Origin of the sequence: Micromonospora sp. SL4-19 (genome assembly GCF_047921475.1) — a bacterium.
Classification (GTDB): domain Bacteria; phylum Actinomycetota; class Actinomycetes; order Mycobacteriales; family Micromonosporaceae; genus Micromonospora.
In genome coordinates, this window is the sequence record NZ_JBLROB010000023.1 from 43236 (window position 1) to 66689 (window position 23454).

A 23454-nucleotide genomic window follows, 5' to 3' on the forward strand; every position below is an offset into this window, starting at 1 on the left:
GAGCATGGACGCCGACCCCCGTGACATCCCCGACCTGCGGCTGGCCGGGCTGGCCATGGCGGCCTGGCTCGCCGCCCTGGCCGGCCTGCACCAGACCGCGACCGCGGCGGCCGCGCTCGCCGCCGTCGCCGCCGGCCTGGCCGCCGTTGTCGGCCTCCACCTGTGCGGCCTGCTGGGCCGGCCGGCCGCCCCCCTCCGCCGGGTCGGCTGGATCGCGGTCGCGGTCCTGCTCGGGATCGTCTGCGGGTCGGCCGCCACCGCGGCCCGGCTCGCGGTCCGCGACGCCGCCCCGGTGCGGGCGCTCGTGGCCGAGCGGGCCCTGGTCACCGCCGAGCTGGTGGTCCGCGACGATCCGCGCCCGGTCCGGGGTGCCCCCGGCCGGCCGGCCACCCTGCTCCTACGGGCCGACCTGGTACGCCTCACCGATTCCGCCGGCCGGCAGGTGACCGGGTCGGTACGCGGCCTCGTGCTCGCGACCGATCCGGCCTGGCGGGCGCTGCTGCCGGGGCAACGGGCCAGCGCCCGGGGGCGGTTGTCGGCCCCGCGTGGCGGGGACCTGACCGCTGCGGTGCTCTCGGTGACCGCGCCGCCCACCCTGCGCGGCCGACCGCCGTGGGTGCAGCGGGCCGCCGGCACGCTGCGTGCCGGGTTGCAGCGGGCGTGCGAGCCGCTCCCCGACGAGCAGGGTGGCCTGCTGCCCGGCCTGGTCGTCGGGGACACCAGCCGCCTGCCGCCCGCGGTGGAGGAGGACTTCCGGACCACCGGGATGACCCATCTCAACGCGGTGTCCGGCTCGAACGTGGCCATCGTCGTCGGCGCGGTGCTGCTGCTCGCCCGCTGGGCCCGGGCCGGTCCCCGGACGGCCGCCGTCCTCTGCGTGCTCGCCCTGGTCGGGTTCGTCATTCTCGTCCGGCCATCGCCGAGCGTGGTGCGCGCTGCGGCGATGGGTGCGATCGGCCTGGCCGCGCTCGCCGCCGGGCGACCCCGCGCCGCGCTGCCCGCCCTCGCCGCCGCGGTCACCGTGCTGGTGCTGCTCGACCCCGAGCTGGCCGGGGACCCGGGGTTCACGCTGTCCGTCTGCGCCACCGGCGGGCTGCTGCTGCTCGCCCCCGGCTGGCGGGACGCGCTGCGCCGCCGGGGCGTACCGGTGGGGTTGGCCGAGGCGCTGGCGGTGCCGGCGGCCGCCCAACTCGCCTGCGGCCCGGTGATCGCTGGCCTCTCGGGGACGGTGAGCCTGGTCGCGGTGCCGGCGAACCTGCTGGTGGTGCCGGCGGTCGCGCCCGCCACCGTGCTGGGCGTGATCGCCGCTGTCGTGTCGCCGGTCTGGCCGTCGGGTGCGGAGTTCGCCGCCTGGCTGGCAAGCTGGCCGGCCTGGTGGCTGGTGATGGTCGCCCGGCAGGGGGCGCGACTGCCCGCCGGGACGCTGCCCTGGCCGGGCGGGGTGACCGGCGCGCTGCTGCTGGCCGCCCTCACCGTGGCGCTGCTGTTCGCCACCCGGCGGCCTCTGGCCCGGCGGCTCGTCGCGGTCTGCGCGGTCGCGGTGCTGCTCGGCACGCTCCCCGTCCGGCTACTGGCCTCCGGCTGGCCGCCGACGGGGTGGGTGATCGTGGCCTGCGCGGTGGGGCAGGGCGACGCGGTCGTGCTGCCGGTCGCTGCCGGGCGGGCGGTGGTGGTGGACGCCGGCCCGGACCCGGCCGGGGTCGACGCGTGCCTGCGCCGGCTCGGCGTACGCGAGGTGCCGCTGCTGGTGGTCAGCCACTTCCACGCCGACCACGTGGGCGGCATCGCCGGGGTGTTCCGAGGACGGCGGGTGGCGGACGTGGTGACCCCGCAGTGGTCCGAACCGCCCTTCGGTGTGTCCCAGGTGCGCGCCGCCGCGCATGATGGTGCCGCCGTTCTCCGTGCTGTGCCGGCGGGTTGGCGCTGGCGGGCCGGGGGAACGGAGCTGACCGTGCTCGGGCCGCCGTACCCGCTGCGGGGCAGCCGGTCGGACCCGAACAACAACTCGCTGGTTCTCGCGGCCACCGTGGCCGGGGTGCGGATCCTGCTGCCCGGTGACGCCGAGACGGAGGAGCAGCGAGCACTGCTGGAGACCCTGCCGCCCGGTGCGGTCCGGGCCGACGTGCTGAAGGTCGCCCACCACGGGTCCGCGTACCAGGATCCGGAGTTCCTGGACGAGGTCCGCCCGGCCGTCGCGTTGGTGTCGGTGGGGGTTGACAACGACTACGGGCACCCGAACCCGGGCCTGCTGGACCGGCTGACCCGGGCCGGCGCGCGGGTGCTGCGCACCGACACGGACGGCGACGTCGCCGCGGTCCGGGGTGGGCACGGCCTGGCGGTGGTCGCCGGTGGGGTCCGCCCGGGACGGCAGCGCTGAGACGGACCCGGGGAGGACCGGCCGCAGACCGACCGAACAGCCCGCGCAGCCGCGGGAGCAAGCGACCGGCGCGCCGGGGCCGAGGCGGCCTGGCGGTACCGCAGCGGGCGAATCAAATGTCTGGATTCGCGCTGAGTGCGGGCTGTGCCGTCACAGTCACCGATGAGCACACACGATCCGCCCGAAGCCCATGCGAGTATGGGCGACGTGACGGCCAGCCTGCCCCCTATTCTGCTCGTTCTCGGCGACGAGGAGCTGCTCGCCACGCGCGCGGTCACCGAAGCCGTCACCACGGCCCGCGGCGTCGACCCGGACGTGGACGTCCGCGAGTACCAGGCCGGCTCCCTGATGGTGGGGGAGATCGCCGAGATGCTCAGCCCGTCGCTGTTCGGCGGGCGGCGGGTCCTCGTGCTCCGGGCCGGCCAGGACGCCCGCAAGGACCTGGTCGCCGCGCTACTGGCGTACGCGAAGAACCCGGACCCCGACGTGCAACTGGTGGTGCTGCACCTCGGCGCCGCGAAGGGCAAGGCATTCGCCGACGGGCTTCGCGCGGCGGGCGCGACCGTGGTGCCGGCGGCGAAGCTCAAGGGGCATCGGGAGCGGGTCGCCTTCGTACGGGACGAGATTCGCCGCAGCGGCGGGAAGTGCACCGAGGACGCGGCCGAGGCGCTGATCGCCGCCGTCGGCACCGACCTGCGGGAGCTGGCCGCCGCCTGCTCGCAGCTCGTCGCCGACACCGACGGGCGGATCGGGGCGGACACGGTCGCCCGCTACTACCGGGGCCGGGTGGAGGTGAGCGGCTTCACCGTCGCCGACGCCACGATGGTTGGCGACGTCCCCGCCGCCCTGGAGGCGCTGCGCTGGGCGCTGCACGTCGGTGTCGACCCGGTGCCGATCGCCGACGCGCTCGCCGACGGCGTGCGTACGGTGGCCCGGGTCGCTTCCGCCGGGCGGGGCAGCCCTTACCAGCTGGCCAGCAGCCTGGGCATGCCGGCGTGGAAGATCGAGCGGGCCCAGCGACAGGGCCGAGGGTGGACCCCGGAGGGCCTGGTCGAGGCGATGCGGGCGGCCGCCGAGTGCAACGCGGCCGTCAAGGGAGGCGCCGACGACCGGGCGTACGCGCTGGAGCGGGCGGTGTTCTCCGTCGCCGCGGCCCGGCAGGGCGGCGCCCGGTGACCCGGTCACCCCATTTCTGGAGGACCGTTCCGACCGACGAGGAGCGGTACCGCCCGCTCTACGCCCGGGTGCTCGGGCTGCGCTTCGTCAACCCGGGCGGGGTGCTCTGCTTCCTCTTCTTCGAGGGGGCGGTGGCGCTCGCCGTGCTGCTCGCCCTCGCCGAGCTGGTCAGCTGGTGGGCGGTGCTGGTGCTGCCGGCCGCGGTGGCGGCGATGGTGAAGCTCAACGACATGGTCGCCGAGGTGGCGATCCGTACCGCGGCGCAGGTCCCGGAGCAGGAACGGGACCGCTTTCGCCGGCAGATCGAGCCGGCGGTCGGGCGGGCCAGCGTACCGCCGACGGCCCCTGCGCTGCCCGGCGTGGCCCTCGCCGGCGACCCGGCGTCGTGGGCGCCCCGCCCTGCCGACCCCGTGGTCCGGTACGACGAGGGCGGGCAACGGTCGGACGAGGTCCGGCACGACTCGTCCCGCTGACGTCCCCTCGACGCGGACAACCGGGCCGGAGAGACGGACAGCCGGAAGCCCCGGGGTATCGCCCCGGGGCTTCCGGCTCAGGTCTGAGGCGCTCGTCAGGCCGAGAACGAGGCGACGCGCTTGGCGATCGCCGACTTCCGGTTGGCCGCCTGGTTGGCGTGGATGACGCCCTTGCTGGCAGCCTTGTCCAGCTTGCGGGTGGCCTCACGCATGAGGACGGCGGCCTGCTCGGTGTCACCGGCCTCGGCAGCCTCGTGGAACTTTCGGATGGCGGTCTTCAGCGACGACTTGACCGACTTGTTACGCAGCCGGCGCTTCTCGTTCTGCCGGTTGCGCTTGATCTGGGACTTGATGTTCGCCACGCGACAGCCTCGTCTTGATAGCTCGGGTTGGTCTGCTTTCGCGCACGACGAGCATGCGTCATCGCCGCGCGAAAAGCCAGGCTACCAGGTCCGCCGGGACGAGCCAAAACGGCTCAGCTCCAGCCCCGCCGTGCGGCCAGCCAGCCGAGCGCCTGATCGCCGCTCCACCGCTGGTGAGAGCGGATGTGCGGGGAGGCGGTCGACGGCCCGGCGGCGGCGCTGGTGAGGAAGTATCCGGCCAGCGCCGCGAGGGTGACGTCCAGCGCGTCGGCCGGGGCACCGGCCGACGCCGGGTGGGTGGCGAAGGCCGCGTCCGCGTCCAGGCCGCTGGCGTATCCGGTGATCAGCAGGCTGGCGAGGTCGAACCAGGCCGGCCCGTGGCAGAGCCAGTTCCAGTCGCAGATCCACGCCCGACCTCCGGCGTCGAGCAGGAGGTTGTCCACCCGCAGGTCACCGTGGGCCAGCCCGCCGTGCTCGGCGTATCCGGGCAGGTGGGACTCCAGCTCGACCAGCTCGGACAGCGGGGCCCAGGCCGGCAGCTCCGGTGTCGGCTCGCGGCCGGCGGCCACCTCGCCCCACCAGAGGATGTCGTCGCGGGCCAGGTCGGCGAGGCGGGGCAGCCCCAGCGCCACCAGCTCCGCGGGCGGGTCGGCGAGCGCGGCGGCCACCTCGTCGTACGCGGCGAGGGCGGCGTCCAGCTCGGCCGGGTCCCACGGCAGCCCGGGGGTGCGCCCGTCGACGGCGTCGAGGCCGAGCGCGTACCAGCCGGCCTCGGTCAGCGCCCAGCGCGGCCGGGCGACCGGCAGGCCGGCGGGGAGCCGGGCCAGGATCGCCGCCTCGTGGGCGTACCAGTCGACCAGGTGCCGCTGCTCCGCCAGCGCCGCCGCCTTCACGAAGACCCGGCTGCCGTCGGGGCCGGTCAGCACCGCGGCGAAGCCCCGGGTGAAGCCGGCGCGGGCCACCCGGACGGCCACCGGGGGCCCGCCGAGTCGCGCGGCGAGCGCGTCCCGCAGCCCGGCCGGCAGCTCGGCCCAGTCGGGGCGGACGGCCGTCGCGTCGTACGGCACCGGGGGCAGGGAGGTCGCGCGCACCGGTCCATGCTGCCGCACCGGTGCCACGGATCCGGCGCGCGGCCGAGGTGTCGGCCCGCTCTGCCAGACTGGCGAGCCATGAGGACCGACGACTTCTGGCAGTTGATCGACCAGGCCCGCGCCGGCGCCGGGGGAGAGCCCGACGGGGTCGCCGCCCGCGCGGTCGCCCTGCTCGCGGAGCGGGATCCGGCGGAGATCGTCGGGTACGCCGGCCATCAGTGGCGGGTGATGGCCGCGTCGTACACGGTCGACCTCTGGGGCGCGGCGTACCTGATCAACGGAGGCGCCTCCGACGACGGCTTCGAGTACTTCCGGGGCTGGCTGATGACCCAGGGCCGGGCGGTCTTCGCCCGGGCCGTCGCCGACCCGGACTCGCTCGCCGAACTGCCGCAGGTCCGGGCCGCCGCGCTCAGCGGCGAGGAGTTCGAGTGCGAGGACATGCTGGGGGTGGCCTGGGAGGCGTACCGGAAGGCCACCGCGAGCGACCTGCCGGAGGTGCCGGGGGATCCCTACCCGAAGCTGGACGAGTTCTGGGACTTCGACGACGAGGAGGAGGTCACCCGCCGGCTGCCCCGGCTCGCCGCTCTCTTCGCCGAGCCGCCCGAGGAGTGACGGGGGAGGACCGGCCTCCCGGGCGGCGTGGGAGCATAGAGGGGGCCGGCGCCGCGCCGGCCCGCTCACGTCAGCCGACCAGAACGGACCGCTGTGCCACCGACGCTCGATCCCGGCGCGAACGCTCCTGGTGCCACCGACCCGGCGCGCATCCGGAACTTCTGCATCATCGCCCACATCGACCATGGGAAGTCGACCCTGGCCGACCGGATGCTGCAGCTCACCGGCGTGGTCGACCCCCGGCAGATGCGCGCCCAGTACCTCGACCGGATGGACATCGAGCGCGAGCGCGGCATCACGATCAAGAGCCAGGCCGTGCGCATGCCGTGGACCATCCGCGAGGGTGACCGGGCCGGCGAGGCCGCCGTGCTCAACATGATCGACACTCCGGGGCACGTCGACTTCACCTACGAGGTGTCCCGGTCGCTGGCCGCCTGCGAGGGCGCGATCCTGCTGGTGGACGCCGCACAGGGCATCGAGGCGCAGACCCTGGCCAACCTCTACCTGGCCCTCGAGAACGACCTGCACATCATCCCGGTGCTCAACAAGATCGACCTGCCGGCCGCCCAGCCGGAGAAGTACGCCGAGGAGCTCGCCCACCTGATCGGTGGCGACCCGGCGGACTGCATCAAGGTCTCCGGCAAGACCGGCGAGGGCGTGCCGTACCTGCTGGACGAGATCGTCCGGCAGTTCGTGCCGCCGGTGGGCGTTGCCGAGGCCCCGGCCCGCGCGATGATCTTCGACTCGGTCTATGACGTCTACCGCGGCGTGGTCACCTACGTCCGGGTGATCGACGGTCGGATCGGTGCCCGCGACCGGATCAAGATGATGTCCACCGGCGCCACCCACGAGCTGTTGGAGATCGGGGTCATCTCGCCGGAGATGCAGAAGGCCGACGCGCTCGGCGTCGGCGAGGTGGGCTACCTGATCACCGGCGTGAAGGACGTCCGGCAGTCCCGGGTCGGTGACACGGTCACCATCAACGCCAACCCGGCGAAGGAAGCGCTCGGCGGTTACAAGGACCCGAAGCCGATGGTCTACTCGGGCCTCTACCCGATCGACGGCTCGGACTACCCGAACCTGCGCGACGCGCTGGACAAGCTCAAGCTCAACGACGCCGCGCTGACGTACGAGCCGGAGACCTCGGGCGCGCTCGGGTTCGGCTTCCGCTGCGGCTTCCTCGGCCTGCTGCACCTGGAGATCATCCGGGAGCGGCTGGAGCGGGAGTTCAACCTCGACCTCATCTCCACCGCCCCGAACGTGGTCTACCGGGCGATCCAGGAGGACGGCGAGGAGGTCGTGGTCACCAACCCGAGCGAGTACCCGACCGGCAAGATCGCCGAGGTGTACGAGCCGACGGTCCGCGCCACCGTGCTGACCCCGAACGACTACGTCGGCGCGGTGATGGAGCTGTGCCAGGGGCGCCGGGGCAGCCTGCTGGGGATGGACTACCTCTCCGCCGACCGGGTGGAGCTGCGCTACACGCTGCCCCTCGCGGAGATCATCTTCGACTTCTTCGACCAGCTCAAGAGCCGTACCAAGGGATACGCCTCGCTGGACTACGAGCCCTCCGGCGAGCAGGCCTCCGACCTGGTCAAGGTGGACATCCTGCTGCACGGCGAGCCGGTGGACGCGTTCAGCGCCATCGTGCACAAGGACAAGGCGTACACCTACGGCACCACGATCGCGGCGAAGCTGCGCAGCCTGATCCCGCGCCAGCAGTTCGAGGTGCCCATCCAGGCCGCCATCGGCAGCCGGGTGATCGCCCGGGAGACGATCCGCGCCATCCGCAAGGACGTGCTCGCCAAGTGCTACGGCGGTGACATCAGCCGCAAGCGCAAGCTGCTGGAGAAGCAGAAGGAAGGCAAGAAGCGGATGAAGATGGTGGGCCGGGTGGAGGTTCCCCAGGAGGCCTTCATCGCCGCGCTCTCCTCCGACGCCGGGGACGGCAAGCCCGCCGGCAAGAAGTAGCACCCTCCCGTCCGCCGCCGCACGGCCGGCGCCCCGCCACGGCGACCCGTAAATGGGTCCCGCGCGGGGCGCCGGCCGTTCCGCGTACCCGAGGAGTTTCCGCCGCCGCGGATGCTGGCCGCCGCGGCCGGCGGCCGTCACCACCTGCGCGATCGTGCCGTCAGCCGGAACGACGCAGGCCCACGACATCGATCCACGGCGTTGGCCGTGCGATGCGTCGGTTTGGGTCTTCGGCGACTCGGGAACTTACCGGTCACGACAGGAACCACACACGACGTGTGAAACTTCTTGGGAGGAGACGACCATGACCGTCACGGGCATCATCACCGCCCTCATCGTTGGCCTGATCGTCGGCGCTCTGGGTCGCCTGGTCGTTCCGGGCCGGCAGAGCATGCCGATCTGGCTGCACATGCTGATCGGCGTGGGTGCCGCGCTGCTCGGCACCGTGCTCGCCAGGGCCCTGGGCATCGCGACCGAGACCCGCGGTGTCGACTGGATGGAACTGCTGGTCCAGGTCTTGCTGGCCGCCATCGCCGTGGCCCTGGTGTCCGGTGTGGGTCGCCGGCGCGGAGTCTCGCGCTACTGACGCAAACCCGAAGCACTGCCAGCGGGCGCCCGACCTGACGGTCGGGCGCCCGCTGGCGTCGGTGGCCACCGTTCCCGTCGCGATTCCGCCGGCCGGCACCCCTGCCTTGAGAGGGGAGGCTGCGATACGGTCGCCTCGCCCGGCCGTCCGCGACTCCCCCTGTTGTAAAGGAAATTTTCCTACTAAGGTGCGGCGGAGAAGGTTAATGCCAAGCGGCGCGAGGGAGATGTGGCGTGAACAGGTGGAAGCGGCTGGCTCCGGTCACCGCCATCGTGGCCTCGGCCGCGATGGTGCTGGCCGGATGCGGTGGCTCCGGGGATGACGAGAAGGCCGCGGACAAGAGCAAGCTGACGGTCTGGATGATGGGCGAGGGCGGCGACGCCCAGACCAAGTTCCTCGACGGTGTCGAGGCCGAGTTCAAGAAGAAGCACCCCGAGACCGACGTGGTGGTGCAGTACATCCCCTGGCTCGAGGCGCCGAAGAAGTTCCAGGCCGCGCTCGCCGGCGGTGAGGGACCGGACGTCACCGAACTGGGGAACACCGAGACCCAGGGCTGGGCGGACCAGGAGGCCCTCGCCGACGTCACGGACAAGTTCGGCAGCTGGGCCGAGGGCAAGGACATCCTCCCCGACCTGGTGAAGAACGCCCAGCTCGACGGCAAGCAGTACGGCGTCCCCTGGTACGCCGGCGTCCGCGCCGTCTTCTACCGCACCGACTGGTTCGCCGAGGCCGGCGTGAAGCCGCCGACGACCTGGGACGAGCTCGTCACCGTCGCCAAGACGGTCCAGGCCAAGAAGCCCAACACCTACGGCATCGCCCTGCCGGGCAACTCCGAGCTGCCGTTCTACTCCTTCCTCTGGGGCGCCGGCGGCGAGATCGCCACCAAGGAGGGCGACACCTGGAAGTCCGGCTACAACACGCCGGAGGCGCAGAAGGCGGTCAAGTTCTGGACCGAACTGGTGACCGTCCACAAGGTCGCCCCGCCGGCCGCCGCCGGTTGGAACGAGGTCGACGCCCGGACCCAGTTCGCGACCGGCAAGGCCGCCATGGCGTTCGCCGGTAGCTGGCAGGGCGGCGCCATGAAGAAGGACAACCCCGACATCGAGAAGGTGTGGGGCACCTTCCCCATCCCGGGCCCGGACGGCAAGCCGGCCCCGGCCTTCGCCGGCGGCTCCGACATCGCCCTGTGGAAGGACAGTAAGAAGCAGGATCTGGCCTGGGACTACCTGACCGTGCTGCTGAGCAAGCAGAAGGACCAGGAGTTCGCCAGCAGCCTCGGCTTCTTCCCGGTCTACCAGGACCTGGTCGGTGGCGGCGACTACGCCAATGACAAGGTGATGGCCGCGTTCGCCACCGCCATGCAGAACACCAAGCTGACCCCGCTCACCCCGAAGTGGGTCGAGGTCAGCCGGACCAAGACGGTGACCCAGGCGATGAACAGCTCGGTCATCAAGGGCCAGAAGACCGTGGAGAAGGCCACCGCCGACGCGGCCACCGAGATGGAAAGCATTCTCAACGCCAAGTGACCACGCTGACCGAGGCCACCGGCACGGCCGCCGCGCGGGAGACCCCCGCGCGGCGGCGCCGCCGGGTGGACCACCTGCCGTACCTGTTGCTCCTGCCCTGTCTGGCGATCATCGCCGTGCTGCTGCTCTGGCCGCTCGGCCAGGTCGTGATGATGTCCTTCTTCAAGCTGGACAGCGTCCGGCAGCTGCGGGGGGACCGCGAGTGGCCGTGGGTGGGCCTGGCCAACTACGCGCAGATCCTCGGCGACCCGTTCTTCCGCACGGTGCTGCGCAACACGGTGCTCTTCGCCATGGCGAACGTGGCGCTCACGATGATCCTCGGCACCCTGGTCGGGCTGCTGCTCAACCGGCTCGGCCGGAAGATGGCCACCTTCGTCGCCAGCTGCGTGATGCTGGCCTGGGCCACTCCGGCGCTGACCGGCACCATCGTCTGGAAGTGGATCTTTGACGACACCAGTGGCCTGGTCACGTGGCTGTTCAACAAGCTCCCGGACGGGCTCTCCACCACGCTCTTCGGGCGCAGCGACTGGACCGGCTACGGCTGGTTCAACGACCCGCTGCTGTTCTTCGCGATCCTGACCCTGGTGGTGGTCTGGCACTCCTTCCCGTTCATCGCGGTGAGCGTGCTGGCCGGGCTCAAGAGCGTGCCGAGCGAACTGCAGGAGGCAGCCCGGGTGGACGGGGCCGGACCGTGGCGGGTCTTCTGGTCGGTCACCTTCCCGATGCTGCGCCCGGTCTTCGGCATCCTGGTGGTGCTCTCCACGATCTGGGACTTCAAGGTGTTCACCCAGCAGTTCGTGCTGGCCGGGGGCACCCAGGACCGGTCGACGTTCATGCTCTCGATCTACTCGTACGCGGAGGCGTTCTCGCCGCCGCCCAAGTACGGCCTCGGGTCGGCGATCGCGGTCATCCTCACCCTGATCCTGCTCGCCGTGACCGCCCTGTACGTCCGGATGGTGCTGCGGCAGGAGAACGAGTCGTGAAGACAGGCGGACGGGTCGTGAAGAAGTTCGCCCTCAACGGCGCCGGCCTGCTGGTCGCGCTCTTCGCGGCGTTCCCGGTCTACTGGATGGTCGCCACCTCGCTCAAGCCCAACCGGGAGATCTTCTCGGCCACGCCACACCCGGTGCCGGCCGAGCCCACCCTGGAGCACTACCGGGAGATCCTCACCGGCAACCTGATCCCGGGCGTGACCTTCACCGACTTCTTCCTCAACAGCGCGCTGGTGGCAGTGGTGACGGTGCTGCTCAGCGGGCTGGTGGCGCTGCTCGCGGCGACCGCGGTGGCCCGGTTCCGGTTCCGGCTGCGGACCACGTTCCTGATCCTGCTGCTCGTGGTGCAGATGATCCCGCTGGAAGCGCTGGTCATCCCGCTCTTCCTGATGATCCAGCGGCTCGGGCTCTACAACACCCTGCCCAGCCTGATCCTGACGTACCTCGGCTTCTCGCTGCCGTTCGCGGTCTGGATGCTGCGCGGCTTCGTGGCCGCGGTGCCCAAGGAACTGGAGGAGGCGGCGGCGATCGACGGCGCCAGCCGCGCGCAGACCTTCCGCCGGATCCTCTTCCCGCTGGTGGCGCCCGGGCTCGTCGCGACCAGCATCTTCTCCTTCATCACCGCCTGGAACGAGCTGATCTTCGCGCTGACCTTCATCAACGATCAGCACCGATACACCCTGCCGGTCGCGATGACGTTCTTCTTCGGCCGGGACGACACCGCCTGGGGTTCGGTGATGGCCGCCTCGACGCTGTTCACCCTGCCGGTGATCGTCTTCTTCCTGCTGGTGCAGCGCCGAATGGTCTCCGGCCTGGTCGCGGGGGCCGTCAAGGGCTGAGCCCCCAGGGCCGCCGGACCCCGGGGGTCGGTTCACGCTGCCGGACCTGGGCCGGCGTCAGGCCTCGGGCAGCACGCTCGATCCGGCCTGCGCCACGATCTGTTGCAGCGCCGCGACGTGTCCGTCGAACGCGCCGCGTCCCTGCCGGCTCAGCTTGGCCGAGGTACGCGGGCGCTTGCCCACGAAGCTCTTGCGTATCTCGACGTAGCCGGCCTGCTCCAGGATGCTGAGCTGCTTGGACAGCGCCGAGTCGGAGAGCCCGAGCTGCTCGCGCAGGTAACGGAACTCGGCCCACTCGGTGGCGGCGAGCAGGCTCACCAGGGAGAGCCGGGTGGGTGCGTGGATCAGCTCGTCGAACCGAGGATCACTCATCGACTGCCGCCGATCGGTCGGGCCGTCATCACGGTCCGCAGGTACCGCATGAGCACCTGGCCCGTGGCGGTCATCGCGCCCGCCGCGGCCGCCGCGCCGAGCGTCGCCGGCCAGCCGAACCCCGCGGACTCCGCGGCGAACCCGGTGACCAGGCCGAGGGCGGTCACGCCGAGTGTGTAGCCGACGATGGCAACCACACCGGAGACGCCGAGCAGGGAGCTGCGGACCTGGGCGCGGTGCCGCAGCGCGACGCGGGCGACCAGGGCGCCGAGGCCCAGGGCGTACCCGATGGAGCCGAGCGCGACCACCCATGGGCGGCGCGTCTCGACGGCGGCGGTGAACGCGACCATCAGGCCGCCCAGGGTGGGCCAGTACCAGCCGGGGACGAGGACGGCGGCGACCGCCTGGTCGCGTCGGGCGTGGATCTCGGCCAGCGCGTCGGTGGCCGCCGCGGGAGTGATGGCCGGCTCGGACATGGCGTCCTCTTTGATAGTCAGACGAGTATTTGCCTACCTGGAAAGTAAAGCGCCAACTTTCCAAGTAGGCAAGTATTTGCCGAGGCGAAACTGAGTCGGCTCGGCGACTAGGCTGGCCGGCATGACGGGCAGGCTGACGGCGGTGAACCTCGGTGCGGTGACCGAGGCAGAGTGGGCGGGCGACGCGAGCGGCCGCAGCGGCATCGACAAGCGGCCCGTCGACGGCCCGGTACAGGTCCGGTTCGCGGGGCTGGTCGGCGACTTCATCGGCGAGCGGGCCCACCACGGCACCCCTGACCAGGCGGTGTACGCCTACGCCGAGGAGGACGCCGCCTGGTGGGCCGCCGAGCTGAGCCGGCTGCTGCGCCCGGGCAACTTCGGCGAGAACGTCACCACCTGCGCGGTGGACGTCACCGGCGCGGTCATCGGCGAGCGGTGGGCGATCGGCTCCGCCCTGCTGGAGGTGACCAAGCCACGCACTCCGTGCACCACCTTCGCCGGCTTCTGGGGCATACCGGACCTGATCAAGCGGTTCACCGTCCGGGCCGCGCCCGGGGCGTACCTGCGGGTGCTGCACGAGGGCGAGATCGGCGCGGGCGACCCGGTCGAGGTGGTGGAGCGCCCGGCACACGGGGTGACCGTCGGTGAGATGTTCCGGGCGACCACGCTGGAGCCCGACCTGCTGCCTCGGCTGGCCGACGTGCCGGAGCTGCCCGAGTCGATCCGGGCGAAGGTGCTCCGCCGCCTCGGCGCCGCCGGCCGCTGACCGCGCGCCGGGCCTCCGGCAGCAGGCGCGTCGGGCCGGCCGTGCGGCGCGGCACCGGGCCGGGCCCTCGGAGCGCGATGTGCCGGCCCGGGCGGGGTCACGTCGCGGCGAAGACCTCCGCCAGCACCTGGGTCGGCTCGGCCCCGCTGCCCTTGACCTTGGCCCAGGTGCCGTGCTCGGCGGTCCACTCCAGGTCGCCGAAGCGGACCCGCTTCACGCCGTGGTCGTCGGCGTGGGAGACCAGCCAGTGGGCGTACCGCCAGCCGTTGCGGCTGTCCGCGGCCGGCACGGCGAACCCGGTCAGATCGGCCGGCGGGATGAGGTCGGACAGCCCCCAGTCCAGGGCGAGGCTCTCCACCAGGGCGGCCGCCGCGGCCGGGCCGCGCATCGTGGGCGACCCGACCGTGCAGGCCACCGCGCCGGTCGCGTGGCCGAGCAGCGCGCGGGTGAGGACCTCGGACTCGTCGGCCCACTTCTGGTACGCCTCCGGGTAGGCCGACCGCTGCACCCGCTGCGCGGCCTCGGTGACCCGCATCTCCTCCCAGCCCTTGACCTTCTTCAGCGCGGCGTAGAACTTTCTCGCCGCGTAGCGAGGGTCCTGGATCTGCTCGGGGGTGCCCCAGCCCTGGCTCGGGCGTTGCTGGAACAGGCCCAGCGAGTCCCGGTCGCCGTGCGCGATGTTGCGCAGGTGCGACTCCTGGTACGCGGTGGCCAGCGCCACCACCACGGCCCGCTCGGGCATCTCTCGTTGCATCCCGATCGCCGCGATCGTGGCCGCGTTGGCCATCTGTTCGGCGCTCAGCACGACCTCGCCGTCGGCCTCCACGGTGCAGGTGCGGCTGGCCAGCGGAAGCCGGAGGTGCTGACCGAACTGCTTCGTGACGAACCAGACGCCCAGCAGGGCCACGACGGCGACCACCACACCGGCTGCCACGATTGCTGCTCGAGTTCGCACCCGCACCTCCTGCCCCAACAGTCCGACCAGCCTACGTCGCATGGTGCTTCGTCCGGGTCGTCCGACCGGCCGTCTCCCGTACCGTCACCGTCCGGCCACGGACCGCGTCCTCCCCCGGGAATGGCGTCGCGTCAGCCTCAGTCTCCGGTGGGCACCCAGGCGGCGGGCCGCTTCTCGCGGAACGCGAGCACGCCCTCGCGGCCCTCGTCGGAAAGGAAGTACCCGGTGGAACGGGCGGCCAACTCGGCGATCTCCGCCCGCAGGTCGGTGTCGGCCGGCCGGCGCAGCAACTCCTTGGTGCCGGCGAGAGCCTTCGGCGCGCCCTTCACCAGCGACGCGCAGTAGCGCTCCACCGCGGCATCCAGGCCGTCCGCCGGCACGGCGGCGGTGACCAGGCCGATCTCGGCGGCTCGCCGGCCGTCGAAGATGTCGCCGGTGAGGTACAGCTCGGCGGCGGCCCGGGGGTGCAGCCGGGGCAGCACGGTCGCCGAGATCACCGCCGGTATCACCCCGATCCGGACCTCGGTGAAGGCGAACGTCGCCTCCTCGGCGCAGACCGCCAGGTCGGCCGCGGCGATCAGGCCCAGTCCGCCGGCCCGCGCCGGCCCGGCAACCTTCGCCAGCACCGGCTTCGGGCACTCCCGGACCGCCACCAGGACATCGCCGAGCATGCCGGCCGGCACGGTCCCGCTGGCGTACGCGGCGGCCGTCTCCTTCAGGTCCGCCCCCGAACAGAAGACCGGCCCCGTGTGGTCCAGCACGACCGCCCGGACCGCGTCGTCGGCGACCGCGGCGGCCAGCCCGGCCAGCAGTTCGGTCATCAGCGGGGTGGACAGCGCGTTGCGGTTGGGTGGGCTGTCCAGGGTGAGGGTGGTCACCCCGCGGGTCGTGGCGACCCGCACGAGAGCGTCCGGAGAGGTCATGCCGGGCACACTAGTGGCCATGCCCGGCGCTCTTCCAGAAGGCGAATCCGTCCCGGTCGACGGATCACTGCCCGCTGCCGCCCTGCGTGCCGTCGGCGCGCGCGGCTTCGGGGTGTACGTTCACGTCCCGTTCTGCGCCAGCCGCTGCGGTTACTGCGACTTCAACACGTACACCGCGACCGAGTTGGGTGGCGGGGCCAGCCGCGAGACGTACGCCGACACCGTGCTGGCCGAGCTGGCGCTCGCCGGCCGGGTGCTGGGCGACACCCCGCCGCCCCGGGTGGACACCGTCTTCGTGGGCGGCGGCACGCCCACCCTGCTCCCGGCGGACGACCTGGCCCGGATCCTCGACGGCATCGACCGCACCTGGGGGCTGGCCGCCGACGTCGAGGTGACCACCGAGGCCAACCCCGAGTCGGTCACTCCGGAGTCGCTGAAGACGCTGCGCGCGGCCGGCTACACCCGGATCTCGCTGGGCATGCAGTCCGCCGCGCCCGGGGTGCTGGCCGTCCTGGACCGGCAGCACCACGCCGGCCGGGCCACCGCCGCCGCCCTGGAGGCGCGGGACGCCGGGTTCGACCACGTCAACCTGGACCTGATCTACGGCACTCCGGGGGAGAGCGCGGCCGACTTCGCCGCCTCGCTGGAGCAGGTGGTGGCGGCGGGCGTGGACCACGTCAGCGCGTACGCCCTGATCGTGGAGGAGGGCACTCGGCTGGCCGCGCGGATGCGCCGCGGCGAGCTGCCGTACCCGAGCGACGACGTGGCGGCGGACCGCTACCTGGCCGCCGAGGCCGCCCTCGACGCGGCCGGTTTCTCCTGGTACGAGGTCTCCAACTGGGCCCGCTCCGAGGCGGCCCGGTGCCGGCACAACCTGCTCTACTGGGCCGGCGCCGACTGGTGGGGCCTCGGCCCGGGGGCGCACAGCCACGTCGGCGGGGTGCGGTGGTGGAACGTCAAGCACCCCACCGCGTACGCCGGGCGCCTGGCCGCGGGACGGTCGCCCGGCCTGGCCCGGGAGGTGCTCACCCCCGACGAGGCGCACATGGAGGACGTGATGCTGCGGCTGCGGCTCGCCTCCGGCCTGCCCCTGGACGTGCTGGACGAGGCGGGCCGGGCCGGCGCGCGGCGGGCGCTGGCCGACGGCCTGCTGGACGCCGACGGGTACGCGGCCGGCAGGGCGGTGCTCACCCTGCGCGGTCGGCTGCTGGCCGACGCGGTGGTCCGCGACCTGCTGCCCTGACCGCCCGCCGCGCCCCGGTCCCGGCCGGCCGGGGGGCCGGCCGGGTCGCTCACTTCACGAAGGAGTAGCTCATCGGGTAGCGGTAAAGGACGCCCTCGGTGGCCTTCAGGCCGCCGATGATGCCGAAGACGATCGGGATCACCGCGACGATGATCGGGATGAAGAAGAGCACACCGCAGGTGATCACGGCGAGCACGAAGCTGATCAGGACGGCGATGACCCAGGTGACCTGGAAGTTCAGCGCGGCCACCGCGTGCGCCCGCACGGTCGGGGACTGCTGGCCCTTCGCGGAGAACGCGATGAGCGGCGCGACCCAGCCGAGCAGGCTGCCGCCGACCACGACGCCGACCGGGCCGCCGAAGTGCGCGACCATAGCCCAGGTCTTCTCATCGTTGTTGGCGTAGCCGGGAGGCGGGCCGTACGAGCCGCCGGTCGGGTAGCCGGCGCCCGGGGGTGGGTAGCCACCCGACGGCGGCTGGCCTCCGGAGGGCGGGGGATAGCCACCGGGCGGGGGATAGCCGCCCCCGGCGGACGCCCCGGACAGTGGTGCGGTGGGGGGCTCGTTCGCCGACGACGAGCCGTACGGTGCCGAGGGCGGCTCCGGCTGGGCGCCGGGGTCCCCCGCTCCGGGAGGGCGAGGTGGTTCAGTCATGGACGTCACGGTAGGTGCCGGAAGCAAGGGCGCGCCAGACCGACATCGTCCCGGATGTCCGACTGTTTGGTCGGGGCGAATTGTGCGGTGGGCCGTACCCGGGGTCCGTCGCTGATCATCGCGTCGGCGGGTACGCCGACGTAGACTGGCACTCGCTACAGTCGAGTGCCAGACGCCCGGCCGGTGCCGGGTGCCGGCGGGTCGAAGTGCGTCAGGAGGTGGGAGATGGGTCTCGACGACCGCAAGCTCGCCGTGCTCCGCGCGATCGTCGAGGACTACGTCGCCACGCAGGAGCCGGTCGGCAGCAAGGCCTTGGTCGAGCGCCACCAGCTCGGCGTCTCCCCGGCGACCGTGCGCAACGACATGGCGGTGCTGGAGGAGGAGGGCTACATCCGGCAGCCGCACACCAGCGCCGGGCGGGTGCCCACCGACCGCGGCTACCGGCTCTTCGTCGACCGGCTCTCCCGGGTCAAGCCACTCAGCCCGGCCGAGCGCCGGGCCATCGAGCGCTTCCTGGTCGGCGCGGTCGACCTGGACGACGTGGTGCACCGTACGGTCCGGCTGCTGGCCCAGCTCACCCGGCAGGTCGCCGTGGTGCAGTACCCGAGCCTGGCCCGGTCCAAGGTGCGCCACCTGGAACTGGTGCCGATCTCCACCACCCGGCTGATGGTGGTCATGATCGCGGACACCGGTCGGGTCGAGCAGCGGCTCGTCGAGCTGCCCCGGCCGATCCCCGCCGACGAGGTCATCGACCTGCGCCGGCTGGTCAACGAGAAGCTGGTCGGCACCCGGCTGTCGGAGGCCCCGCCGCTGGTCCAGGCGCTGGTGGACGAGTCGTCGCCGCAGCTGCGCCCGGCCATGGCCACGATCTCCAGCGTGCTGCTGGAGACGCTCGTCGAGCGGCACGAGGAGCGCATCGCACTGGCCGGCACCGCCAACCTCACCCGTGGTGGCCTGCTGGACTTCCAGGGCTCGCTGCGCCCCATCCTCGAGGCGCTCGAGGAGGAGGTCGTGCTGCTCAAGCTCATCGGCGAGGCCGAGCCGAGCACCACCCGGGTGCTGATCGGCGACGAGAACGAGATCGACAACCTGCGCGCCGCCTCGGTGGTCAGCACCGGGTACGGCCCGGGCAGCACCATCGTCGGTGGCCTGGGCGTGCTCGGGCCGACCCGGATGGACTACCCCGGCACCATCGCCACCGTGCGGGCCGTGGCACGCTACGTGGGCGAGCTGCTGGCCCAGAACTGACCAGTCAGGGCCGACGGCGGCCCCCGGCCGACGACCGGCGCAACGCGAGACGAACATGAGGACACCGAACGCAGTGGCCAGGGACTACTACGGCATTCTGGGCGTGAGCCGGGACGCCTCCGACGACGAGATCAAGCGTGCCTACCGCAAGCTGGCGCGGCAGTTCCACCCGGACGTCAATCCGGACCCGGAGGCACAGGAGAAGTTCAAGGACATCAACGCCGCGTACGAGGTCCTCTCGGACGACCGGAAACGGCAGATCGTCGACCTGGGCGGCGACCCGTTGGCGCCGGGCGGCGGGGGCGCCGGGCCGGGTGGTCCGGGCGGTGCCGGCCCGTTCGTCGGGTTCCAGGACATCATGGACGCGTTCTTCGGCGGCGCCGCCGGGGGTTCGCGCGGGCCGCGGCCGCGTACCCGGCCGGGCGCCGACGCGATCCTGCGGCTGGAGCTGGACCTCAACGAGACCGCGTTCGGCGTCGAGGCGCCGATCACGGTCGACACCGCCGTGCTCTGCACCACCTGCTCCGGCGCCGGCACCGCGGCCGGCACCCACCTCGCCACCTGCGAGGCGTGCGGCGGCCGGGGGGAGGTGCAGTCGGTGCAGCGGACCTTCCTCGGCCAGGTGGTCTCCGCCCGGCCGTGCACGGTCTGCCAGGGCTTCGGCACCACCATCCCGCACCCCTGCCCGACCTGCGCCGGTGACGGGCGGGTGCGGACGCGGCGCTCGCTCACCGTCAAGATCCCGGCGGGCGTCGAGGACGGCATGCGGATCCGGCTGGCCCAGCAGGGCGAGGTCGGCCCGGGGGGCGGCACCGCCGGCGACCTCTACGTCGAGATCCACGAGCGGCCGCACGACGTCTACTCGCGCAAGGGCGACGACCTGCACTGCCGGGTCACCGTCCCGATGACCGCCGCCGCGCTCGGCACCCGGCTGACCATCAAGACGCTGGACAGCGAGGAGACGGTCGACGTCAAGTCCGGCACCCAACCCGGCAGCACGCTGCGGCTGCGGGCCCGGGGCGTACCGCACCTGCGCGGCACCGGCCGCGGCGACCTCTACGTCCACCTGGACGTGCGTACCCCGACGAAGCTCGACGCCGAGCAGGAGCGGATGCTGCGCGAGTTCGCCAAGACCCGGGGCGAGGAGGTCGCCGAGCTGACCAAGCAGGGCGGCTTCTTCTCCCGGATGCGCGACGCCTTCAACGGGCACGCCTGAGGTGTCGGCGCCGCTGTTCCTGGTCGAGGCGCTGCCCACCGGCGACACGCTGACCCTGGACGGCCCGGAGGGGCACCACGCCGCGACGGTGCAGCGGCTGCGCGTCGGTGAGGAGCTGCTGCTCGCCGACGGTCGGGGCGGCACGGCCGGCGCCGTGGTCACCGCCGTCGGCCGGGGCACCCTCGACCTGGCGGTCACCTCCCGGGGGTACGTCGACGCGTCCGTCCCCCGGCTCGTCGTGGTGCAGGGCATCGCCAAGGGTGACCGGGGCGAGCTGGCCGTGCAGGCGATGACCGAGGTCGGGGTGGACGAGATCGTCCCCTGGGCGGCGTCCCGCTCGGTGACGCAGTGGCGCGGCGACCGGGGCGTACGGGCCCGGGAGAAGTGGGCGGCCACCGCCCGGGAGGCGGCCAAGCAGGCCCGTCGTGCCTGGCTGCCGGTGGTGGCCGGTACGCCCGACGAGGCCACCCCCACGGTGGCCCGGCGGATCGCCGGGGCGGCCGCCGCCTTCGTGCTGCACGAGGAGGCCGAGGAGCGGCTGACCACCACCGAGTTGCCGGAGACCGGCGAGATCGTGCTGGTGGTCGGGCCCGAGGGCGGCATCGCCCCGCCTGAGCTGACCGCGTTCCAGGAGGCCGGTGCCCGCACCGTCCGGCTCGGCCCTGCGGTCCTGCGCACCTCCACGGCCGGTGTCGCCGCCCTCAGCGTCCTCGCCACCCGCCTCTCCCGCTGGTAACCCTGCGGCTCCGCACCTGCCACCCGCCGTCGGCGTGTCGCAGCCACCCCACACATGCCTTAAGAGCGATCTGCCTCAGAGGCATAAATATGACTCTGAGGCAGATCGCTCGTCAGTCTTGCCGCACTAGGGCGGCGCGGGCGTGAGGCGCGCCCGTCGGAGGCGGGTCAGGTACGCAGGTAGGAGGCGCCGTTGAGGTCGACGATGGTGCCGGAGGCCCACTCGGCCTCGGGGCTGGCCAGCCAGTGCACCGCGGCGGCGATCTCGTCGGGCCGGGCGACCCGGTTGAACGGGGACTGGGCCCGGATCGCGTCGCCGCGCTCGCCGCTGAGGTGCGTGGTGGCCATGTCCGTCTCCACGAAGCCCGGCGCGACCGTGGCCACCGCGATCCCGTACGGGGCCAGGGCCAGCGCCAGCGACTGGCCGAGCGCGTTCAGGCCCGCCTTGCTCGCCCCGTACGCGGGCTGCTCCGGCTCGCCGCGGAAGGCTCCCCGGGACGACACGTTGACGATCCGGCCGCCCCGCTCGCGCATGTGCTGGGCGGCGCACCAGGTGGCATTGGCGGCCCCGGTCAGGTTGGTCTCCAGAACCAGCCGCCACTGCTCCTGCCACTGCGCATAGGTGTTGCCGAAGACCGGGTGCGGCAGGTCCCGGGGCCCGTACACGCCGGCGTTGTTGACCAGCACGTCCAGCCCGCCCAGGCGTTCCGCCGCCTCGTCCACCATCGCGCGTACCGCCTCGGGGTCGGCCAGGTCCGCGCGGACCACCACGTGCCCGTCACCGGGCAGTTCCGCGCGCAGGCCCTCGGCCAGCTCCGCCGAGTCCCGGTGGTGGATCGCCACCCGGTCCCCGCCCGCCGCGAATGCCCGCGCCACCGCGCGCCCGATGCCGCGCGAGGCCCCCGTCACCAGTACCGCCCGAGAAGTCACGCCGGACATCATGCCCGGCACGGCCGGTGGGCGCGCGACGTGGTCCCGTCGTGCGGCTTAGCATGCCCGAATGGGAACCGACTGCCTGTTCTGCCGGATCGTCGCCGGGGAGATTCCGGCCACCATCGTGCGGGAGACCGCCACCACCCTCGCCTTCCGGGACATCGACCCCAAGGCCCCCACCCATGTGCTGGTGATCCCGAAGGAGCACTACGCGGACGTGGCGACGCTGGCCCAGGGGGATCCCGGGCTGGCCGGCGAGGTGCTCGCCACGGCCGCCACGGTGGCCGAGGACGAGGGGCTGCTCGCCGACGGGTTCCGGCTGATGTTCAACACCGGCGCGTACGCCGGCCAGGAGGTCTTCCACGTGCACGCGCACGTGTTCGGCGGTGCGCCGCTCGGTCCGATGCTCTGTCGCTGAGGCCGTCCTTAGACTGCACGCATGATCAGCGTGCATGACCGGCTGGGCCGGATGGTGCGGCAGGCGCAGGTTCACGGCCGGATCCCGGCGGTCTCGGTCGCCCTGCACCGGGCCGACCGGCCGCTCTGGACCTGCACGGTCGGTGGGACCGGCAACGACACGACGCTCGGCCCGGACACGGTGTTCCGGATCGGCTCGGTCACCAAGAGCTTCACCTCCGTGCTGGTCATGCAGTGCCGCGAGGACGGGCTGCTCGACCTGGACGACCCGATCGGGCGGCACCTCGACCTGCCGGCGCACGGCGAGTTGACCGTACGGCGGCTGCTGTCGCACACCGCGGGCCTGCAACGTGAGCCGCACGGCGACGTCTGGGACACGCTGCACGCGCCCGGCGTTTCCGAGCTGATCGCCGACCTGGCCCGGGTGGAGCGGGTGCTGCCGACCGGCCGGCGCTACCACTACTCCAACCTCGGCATGGCGCTGCTCGGCGAGCTGGTCGGCCGGCTGCGTGGCGGCACCTGGGCGGAGGTGCTGACCGAGCGGGTGCTCGCTCCGCTCGGGCTGACCGCCACCGGCCTCGCGCCCGGCGAGCGGGCGGCGACCGGGTTCCTGGTCGACGCGTACTCCGACGAGGCGCGGCCGGAACCGCCGACCGACTTCGGCGCGGTGGCCCCGGCCGCGCAGCTCTGGAGCACCGCGCCGGACATGGCGCGCTGGGCGGCCTTCCTGGCCGACCCGGCCGCGCTGGACCCGGCCGGCGCGGTGCTCGCCCCGGCCACCCTCGACGAGATGCGCTGGCCGCTCACCACCACCGACGAGACGCTCTGGGTGGCCGGCTTCGGGTTGGGCCTGATCCTGGTGCCGCAGCCGTTGCGGGTGGTGCACGTGGGGCACGACGGGGCCATGCCCGGTTTCCTGGCCGCCGTCTACGGCCGGCGTGGCGGCGACGGCACCGCGGGCGCGATGGGCTGCGCGGTGCTCGGCTCCTCCGGCACCGGCGTGGAGGTGTTCGACCTGCCGCACCGGCTGCTCGCTGCCGCCGCCGAGCACGACCCGGCCGACATCGAGCCGTGGCGGCCCGGCCCGCCCGCCCCGGAGCACCTGCGCGGGATGCTGGGCCGCTGGTGGGGTGAGGGCTTCGAGTACGTGTTCTCCTGGCACGACGGGACGTTGCGGGCCCGCGGGGCCGACGACCCGGCCGGCAAGCCGCCGTCGGTGTTCGCGCCGCTGCCGGACCGCCCGGACGTGTTTCGCACGGTCGCCGGTCGCGAGGTGGGCGAGCTGCTCCGGCTGACCCGCGACGAGCGTGGCGCGGTGGTCCGGATGCACTGGGCCACCTACCGCTTCACCCGGCATCAGGAGACCTTCGAGGGGTACGACTTCCGTACCGGCAGTTGATCTCCTACCGGCGGAAATGGGCGAGGTGCGCCGGGTGTTGACCCGATACGATGGGTGGAACGTCCGTACGCCGCGCCAGCAGGGCCCGGCGCCGAGATCGGAAGCAGGTGGCGC

24 protein-coding genes are annotated in these 23454 nt (G+C 73.0%); 16 read left to right on the forward strand and 8 right to left on the reverse strand.

The annotated features are described in order from the left end of the window. The first annotated feature begins 4 nt into the window (after positions 1 to 4). The 3 genes from ACNAVT_RS23185 to ACNAVT_RS23195 all read left to right on the forward strand — a co-directional run bounded on the left by ACNAVT_RS23185 (position 5) and on the right by ACNAVT_RS23195 (position 4026). Positions 5 to 2377 (forward strand): ComEC/Rec2 family competence protein, encoded by a 2373-nt coding sequence (locus tag ACNAVT_RS23185; RefSeq protein WP_416299308.1) that lies wholly within the window; start codon positions 5 to 7, stop codon positions 2375 to 2377. Between the two features lie 198 nt (positions 2378 to 2575). Then, the gene (gene holA, locus ACNAVT_RS23190) at positions 2576 to 3553 is read left to right on the forward strand and encodes a DNA polymerase III subunit delta (RefSeq protein WP_416299255.1); all 978 of its coding nucleotides are present in this window, start codon (positions 2576 to 2578) and stop codon (positions 3551 to 3553) included. Beyond that, the gene (locus tag ACNAVT_RS23195; RefSeq protein ID WP_416299256.1) at positions 3550 to 4026 is read left to right on the forward strand and encodes a hypothetical protein; all 477 of its coding nucleotides are present in this window, start codon (positions 3550 to 3552) and stop codon (positions 4024 to 4026) included. The genes holA and ACNAVT_RS23195 overlap by 4 nt, the downstream gene beginning before the upstream one ends. 95 nt (positions 4027 to 4121) lie before the next feature. Here ACNAVT_RS23195 and rpsT read toward each other — a convergent pair whose 3' ends face one another. Next, a complete protein-coding gene (rpsT, locus tag ACNAVT_RS23200; protein WP_416299257.1) occupies positions 4122 to 4388 on the reverse strand; it encodes a 30S ribosomal protein S20 in 267 nt (88 codons plus the stop codon). A 113-nt stretch (positions 4389 to 4501) separates the two neighbouring features. Next, a complete protein-coding gene (locus ACNAVT_RS23205) occupies positions 4502 to 5506 on the reverse strand; it encodes a phosphotransferase family protein (protein ID WP_416299258.1) in 1005 nt (334 codons plus the stop codon). 51 nt (positions 5507 to 5557) lie between these two features. On the opposite strand from ACNAVT_RS23205, the gene ACNAVT_RS23210 reads away from it, so the two are divergent. The 6 genes from ACNAVT_RS23210 to ACNAVT_RS23235 all read left to right on the forward strand — a co-directional run bounded on the left by ACNAVT_RS23210 (position 5558) and on the right by ACNAVT_RS23235 (position 12005). Then, complete coding sequence (locus tag ACNAVT_RS23210) at positions 5558 to 6091, forward strand: DUF4240 domain-containing protein (protein WP_416299259.1); 534 nt, start codon at positions 5558 to 5560, stop codon at positions 6089 to 6091. A gap of 93 nt (positions 6092 to 6184) precedes the next feature. Further along, on the forward strand, positions 6185 to 8062 hold the full coding sequence (gene lepA, locus ACNAVT_RS23215; protein WP_416299260.1) for a translation elongation factor 4: 1878 nt from the start codon (positions 6185 to 6187) through the stop codon (positions 8060 to 8062). Between the two features lie 304 nt (positions 8063 to 8366). Further along, positions 8367 to 8648, forward strand: a complete 282-nt coding sequence (locus tag ACNAVT_RS23220; RefSeq protein WP_416299261.1) for a GlsB/YeaQ/YmgE family stress response membrane protein — start codon at positions 8367 to 8369, stop codon at positions 8646 to 8648. A 233-nt stretch (positions 8649 to 8881) separates the two neighbouring features. Continuing rightward, positions 8882 to 10174 (forward strand): sugar ABC transporter substrate-binding protein, encoded by a 1293-nt coding sequence (locus ACNAVT_RS23225; RefSeq protein WP_416299262.1) that lies wholly within the window; start codon positions 8882 to 8884, stop codon positions 10172 to 10174. Continuing rightward, positions 10171 to 11157, forward strand: a complete 987-nt coding sequence (locus ACNAVT_RS23230; RefSeq protein WP_416299263.1) for a carbohydrate ABC transporter permease — start codon at positions 10171 to 10173, stop codon at positions 11155 to 11157. The genes ACNAVT_RS23225 and ACNAVT_RS23230 overlap by 4 nt, the downstream gene beginning before the upstream one ends. A gap of 17 nt (positions 11158 to 11174) precedes the next feature. Further along, on the forward strand, positions 11175 to 12005 hold the full coding sequence (locus ACNAVT_RS23235; RefSeq protein WP_416299309.1) for a carbohydrate ABC transporter permease: 831 nt from the start codon (positions 11175 to 11177) through the stop codon (positions 12003 to 12005). A gap of 57 nt (positions 12006 to 12062) precedes the next feature. Here the strand turns inward: ACNAVT_RS23235 and ACNAVT_RS23240 are convergent, their stop codons facing one another. Together ACNAVT_RS23240 and ACNAVT_RS23245 are read right to left on the reverse strand one after the other, a co-directional pair. Further along, positions 12063 to 12377 (reverse strand): winged helix-turn-helix domain-containing protein, encoded by a 315-nt coding sequence (locus ACNAVT_RS23240; RefSeq protein ID WP_416299264.1) that lies wholly within the window; start codon positions 12375 to 12377, stop codon positions 12063 to 12065. Next, positions 12374 to 12853 carry a hypothetical protein gene (locus ACNAVT_RS23245; protein WP_416299265.1) on the reverse strand — a complete coding sequence of 160 codons (480 nt, stop codon included), beginning with the start codon at positions 12851 to 12853 and terminating at the stop codon, positions 12374 to 12376. The genes ACNAVT_RS23240 and ACNAVT_RS23245 overlap by 4 nt, the downstream gene beginning before the upstream one ends. 121 nt (positions 12854 to 12974) lie before the next feature. Between ACNAVT_RS23245 and ACNAVT_RS23250 the strand changes: the two genes are divergently transcribed. Further along, positions 12975 to 13619, forward strand: a complete 645-nt coding sequence (locus tag ACNAVT_RS23250) for an MOSC domain-containing protein (protein WP_416299266.1) — start codon at positions 12975 to 12977, stop codon at positions 13617 to 13619. 97 nt (positions 13620 to 13716) lie between these two features. Here ACNAVT_RS23250 and ACNAVT_RS23255 read toward each other — a convergent pair whose 3' ends face one another. Together ACNAVT_RS23255 and ACNAVT_RS23260 are read right to left on the reverse strand one after the other, a co-directional pair. Next, positions 13717 to 14580 (reverse strand): hypothetical protein, encoded by an 864-nt coding sequence (locus tag ACNAVT_RS23255; RefSeq protein ID WP_416299310.1) that lies wholly within the window; start codon positions 14578 to 14580, stop codon positions 13717 to 13719. Between the two features lie 131 nt (positions 14581 to 14711). After that, positions 14712 to 15497: an enoyl-CoA hydratase-related protein gene (locus ACNAVT_RS23260; protein ID WP_416299267.1), complete on the reverse strand. Its 786-nt coding sequence runs from the start codon at positions 15495 to 15497 to the stop codon at positions 14712 to 14714. Positions 15498 to 15516: 19 nt separating this feature from the next. Between ACNAVT_RS23260 and hemW the strand changes: the two genes are divergently transcribed. Next, a complete protein-coding gene (hemW, locus tag ACNAVT_RS23265; protein WP_416299268.1) occupies positions 15517 to 16740 on the forward strand; it encodes a radical SAM family heme chaperone HemW in 1224 nt (407 codons plus the stop codon). Positions 16741 to 16789: 49 nt separating this feature from the next. Here the strand turns inward: hemW and ACNAVT_RS23270 are convergent, their stop codons facing one another. Beyond that, positions 16790 to 17392, reverse strand: a complete 603-nt coding sequence (locus ACNAVT_RS23270) for a DUF4870 domain-containing protein (RefSeq protein WP_416299269.1) — start codon at positions 17390 to 17392, stop codon at positions 16790 to 16792. A 225-nt stretch (positions 17393 to 17617) separates the two neighbouring features. Between ACNAVT_RS23270 and hrcA the strand changes: the two genes are divergently transcribed. The 3 genes from hrcA to ACNAVT_RS23285 all read left to right on the forward strand — a co-directional run bounded on the left by hrcA (position 17618) and on the right by ACNAVT_RS23285 (position 20592). Continuing rightward, positions 17618 to 18640, forward strand: coding sequence for a heat-inducible transcriptional repressor HrcA (gene hrcA / locus ACNAVT_RS23275; protein WP_416299270.1), 1023 nt, complete (start codon positions 17618 to 17620; stop codon positions 18638 to 18640). A gap of 73 nt (positions 18641 to 18713) precedes the next feature. Next, the gene (gene dnaJ / locus ACNAVT_RS23280) at positions 18714 to 19856 is read left to right on the forward strand and encodes a molecular chaperone DnaJ (RefSeq protein WP_416299311.1); all 1143 of its coding nucleotides are present in this window, start codon (positions 18714 to 18716) and stop codon (positions 19854 to 19856) included. A gap of 1 nt (position 19857) precedes the next feature. Then, the gene (locus ACNAVT_RS23285) at positions 19858 to 20592 is read left to right on the forward strand and encodes a 16S rRNA (uracil(1498)-N(3))-methyltransferase (RefSeq protein WP_416299271.1); all 735 of its coding nucleotides are present in this window, start codon (positions 19858 to 19860) and stop codon (positions 20590 to 20592) included. Positions 20593 to 20759: 167 nt separating this feature from the next. Here ACNAVT_RS23285 and ACNAVT_RS23290 read toward each other — a convergent pair whose 3' ends face one another. Then, on the reverse strand, positions 20760 to 21521 hold the full coding sequence (locus ACNAVT_RS23290) for an SDR family NAD(P)-dependent oxidoreductase (protein ID WP_416299272.1): 762 nt from the start codon (positions 21519 to 21521) through the stop codon (positions 20760 to 20762). A gap of 70 nt (positions 21522 to 21591) precedes the next feature. Here ACNAVT_RS23290 and ACNAVT_RS23295 point away from each other — a divergent pair, with 70 nt between their 5' ends. Both ACNAVT_RS23295 and ACNAVT_RS23300 read left to right on the forward strand, forming a co-directional pair. Then, entirely contained in the window at positions 21592 to 21942 is a 351-nt protein-coding gene (locus ACNAVT_RS23295) for a histidine triad nucleotide-binding protein (protein WP_091123435.1), read from the forward strand. A gap of 21 nt (positions 21943 to 21963) precedes the next feature. Further along, positions 21964 to 23340 (forward strand): serine hydrolase domain-containing protein, encoded by a 1377-nt coding sequence (locus ACNAVT_RS23300; RefSeq protein WP_416299273.1) that lies wholly within the window; start codon positions 21964 to 21966, stop codon positions 23338 to 23340. Positions 23341 to 23454: the final 114 nt, after the last annotated feature.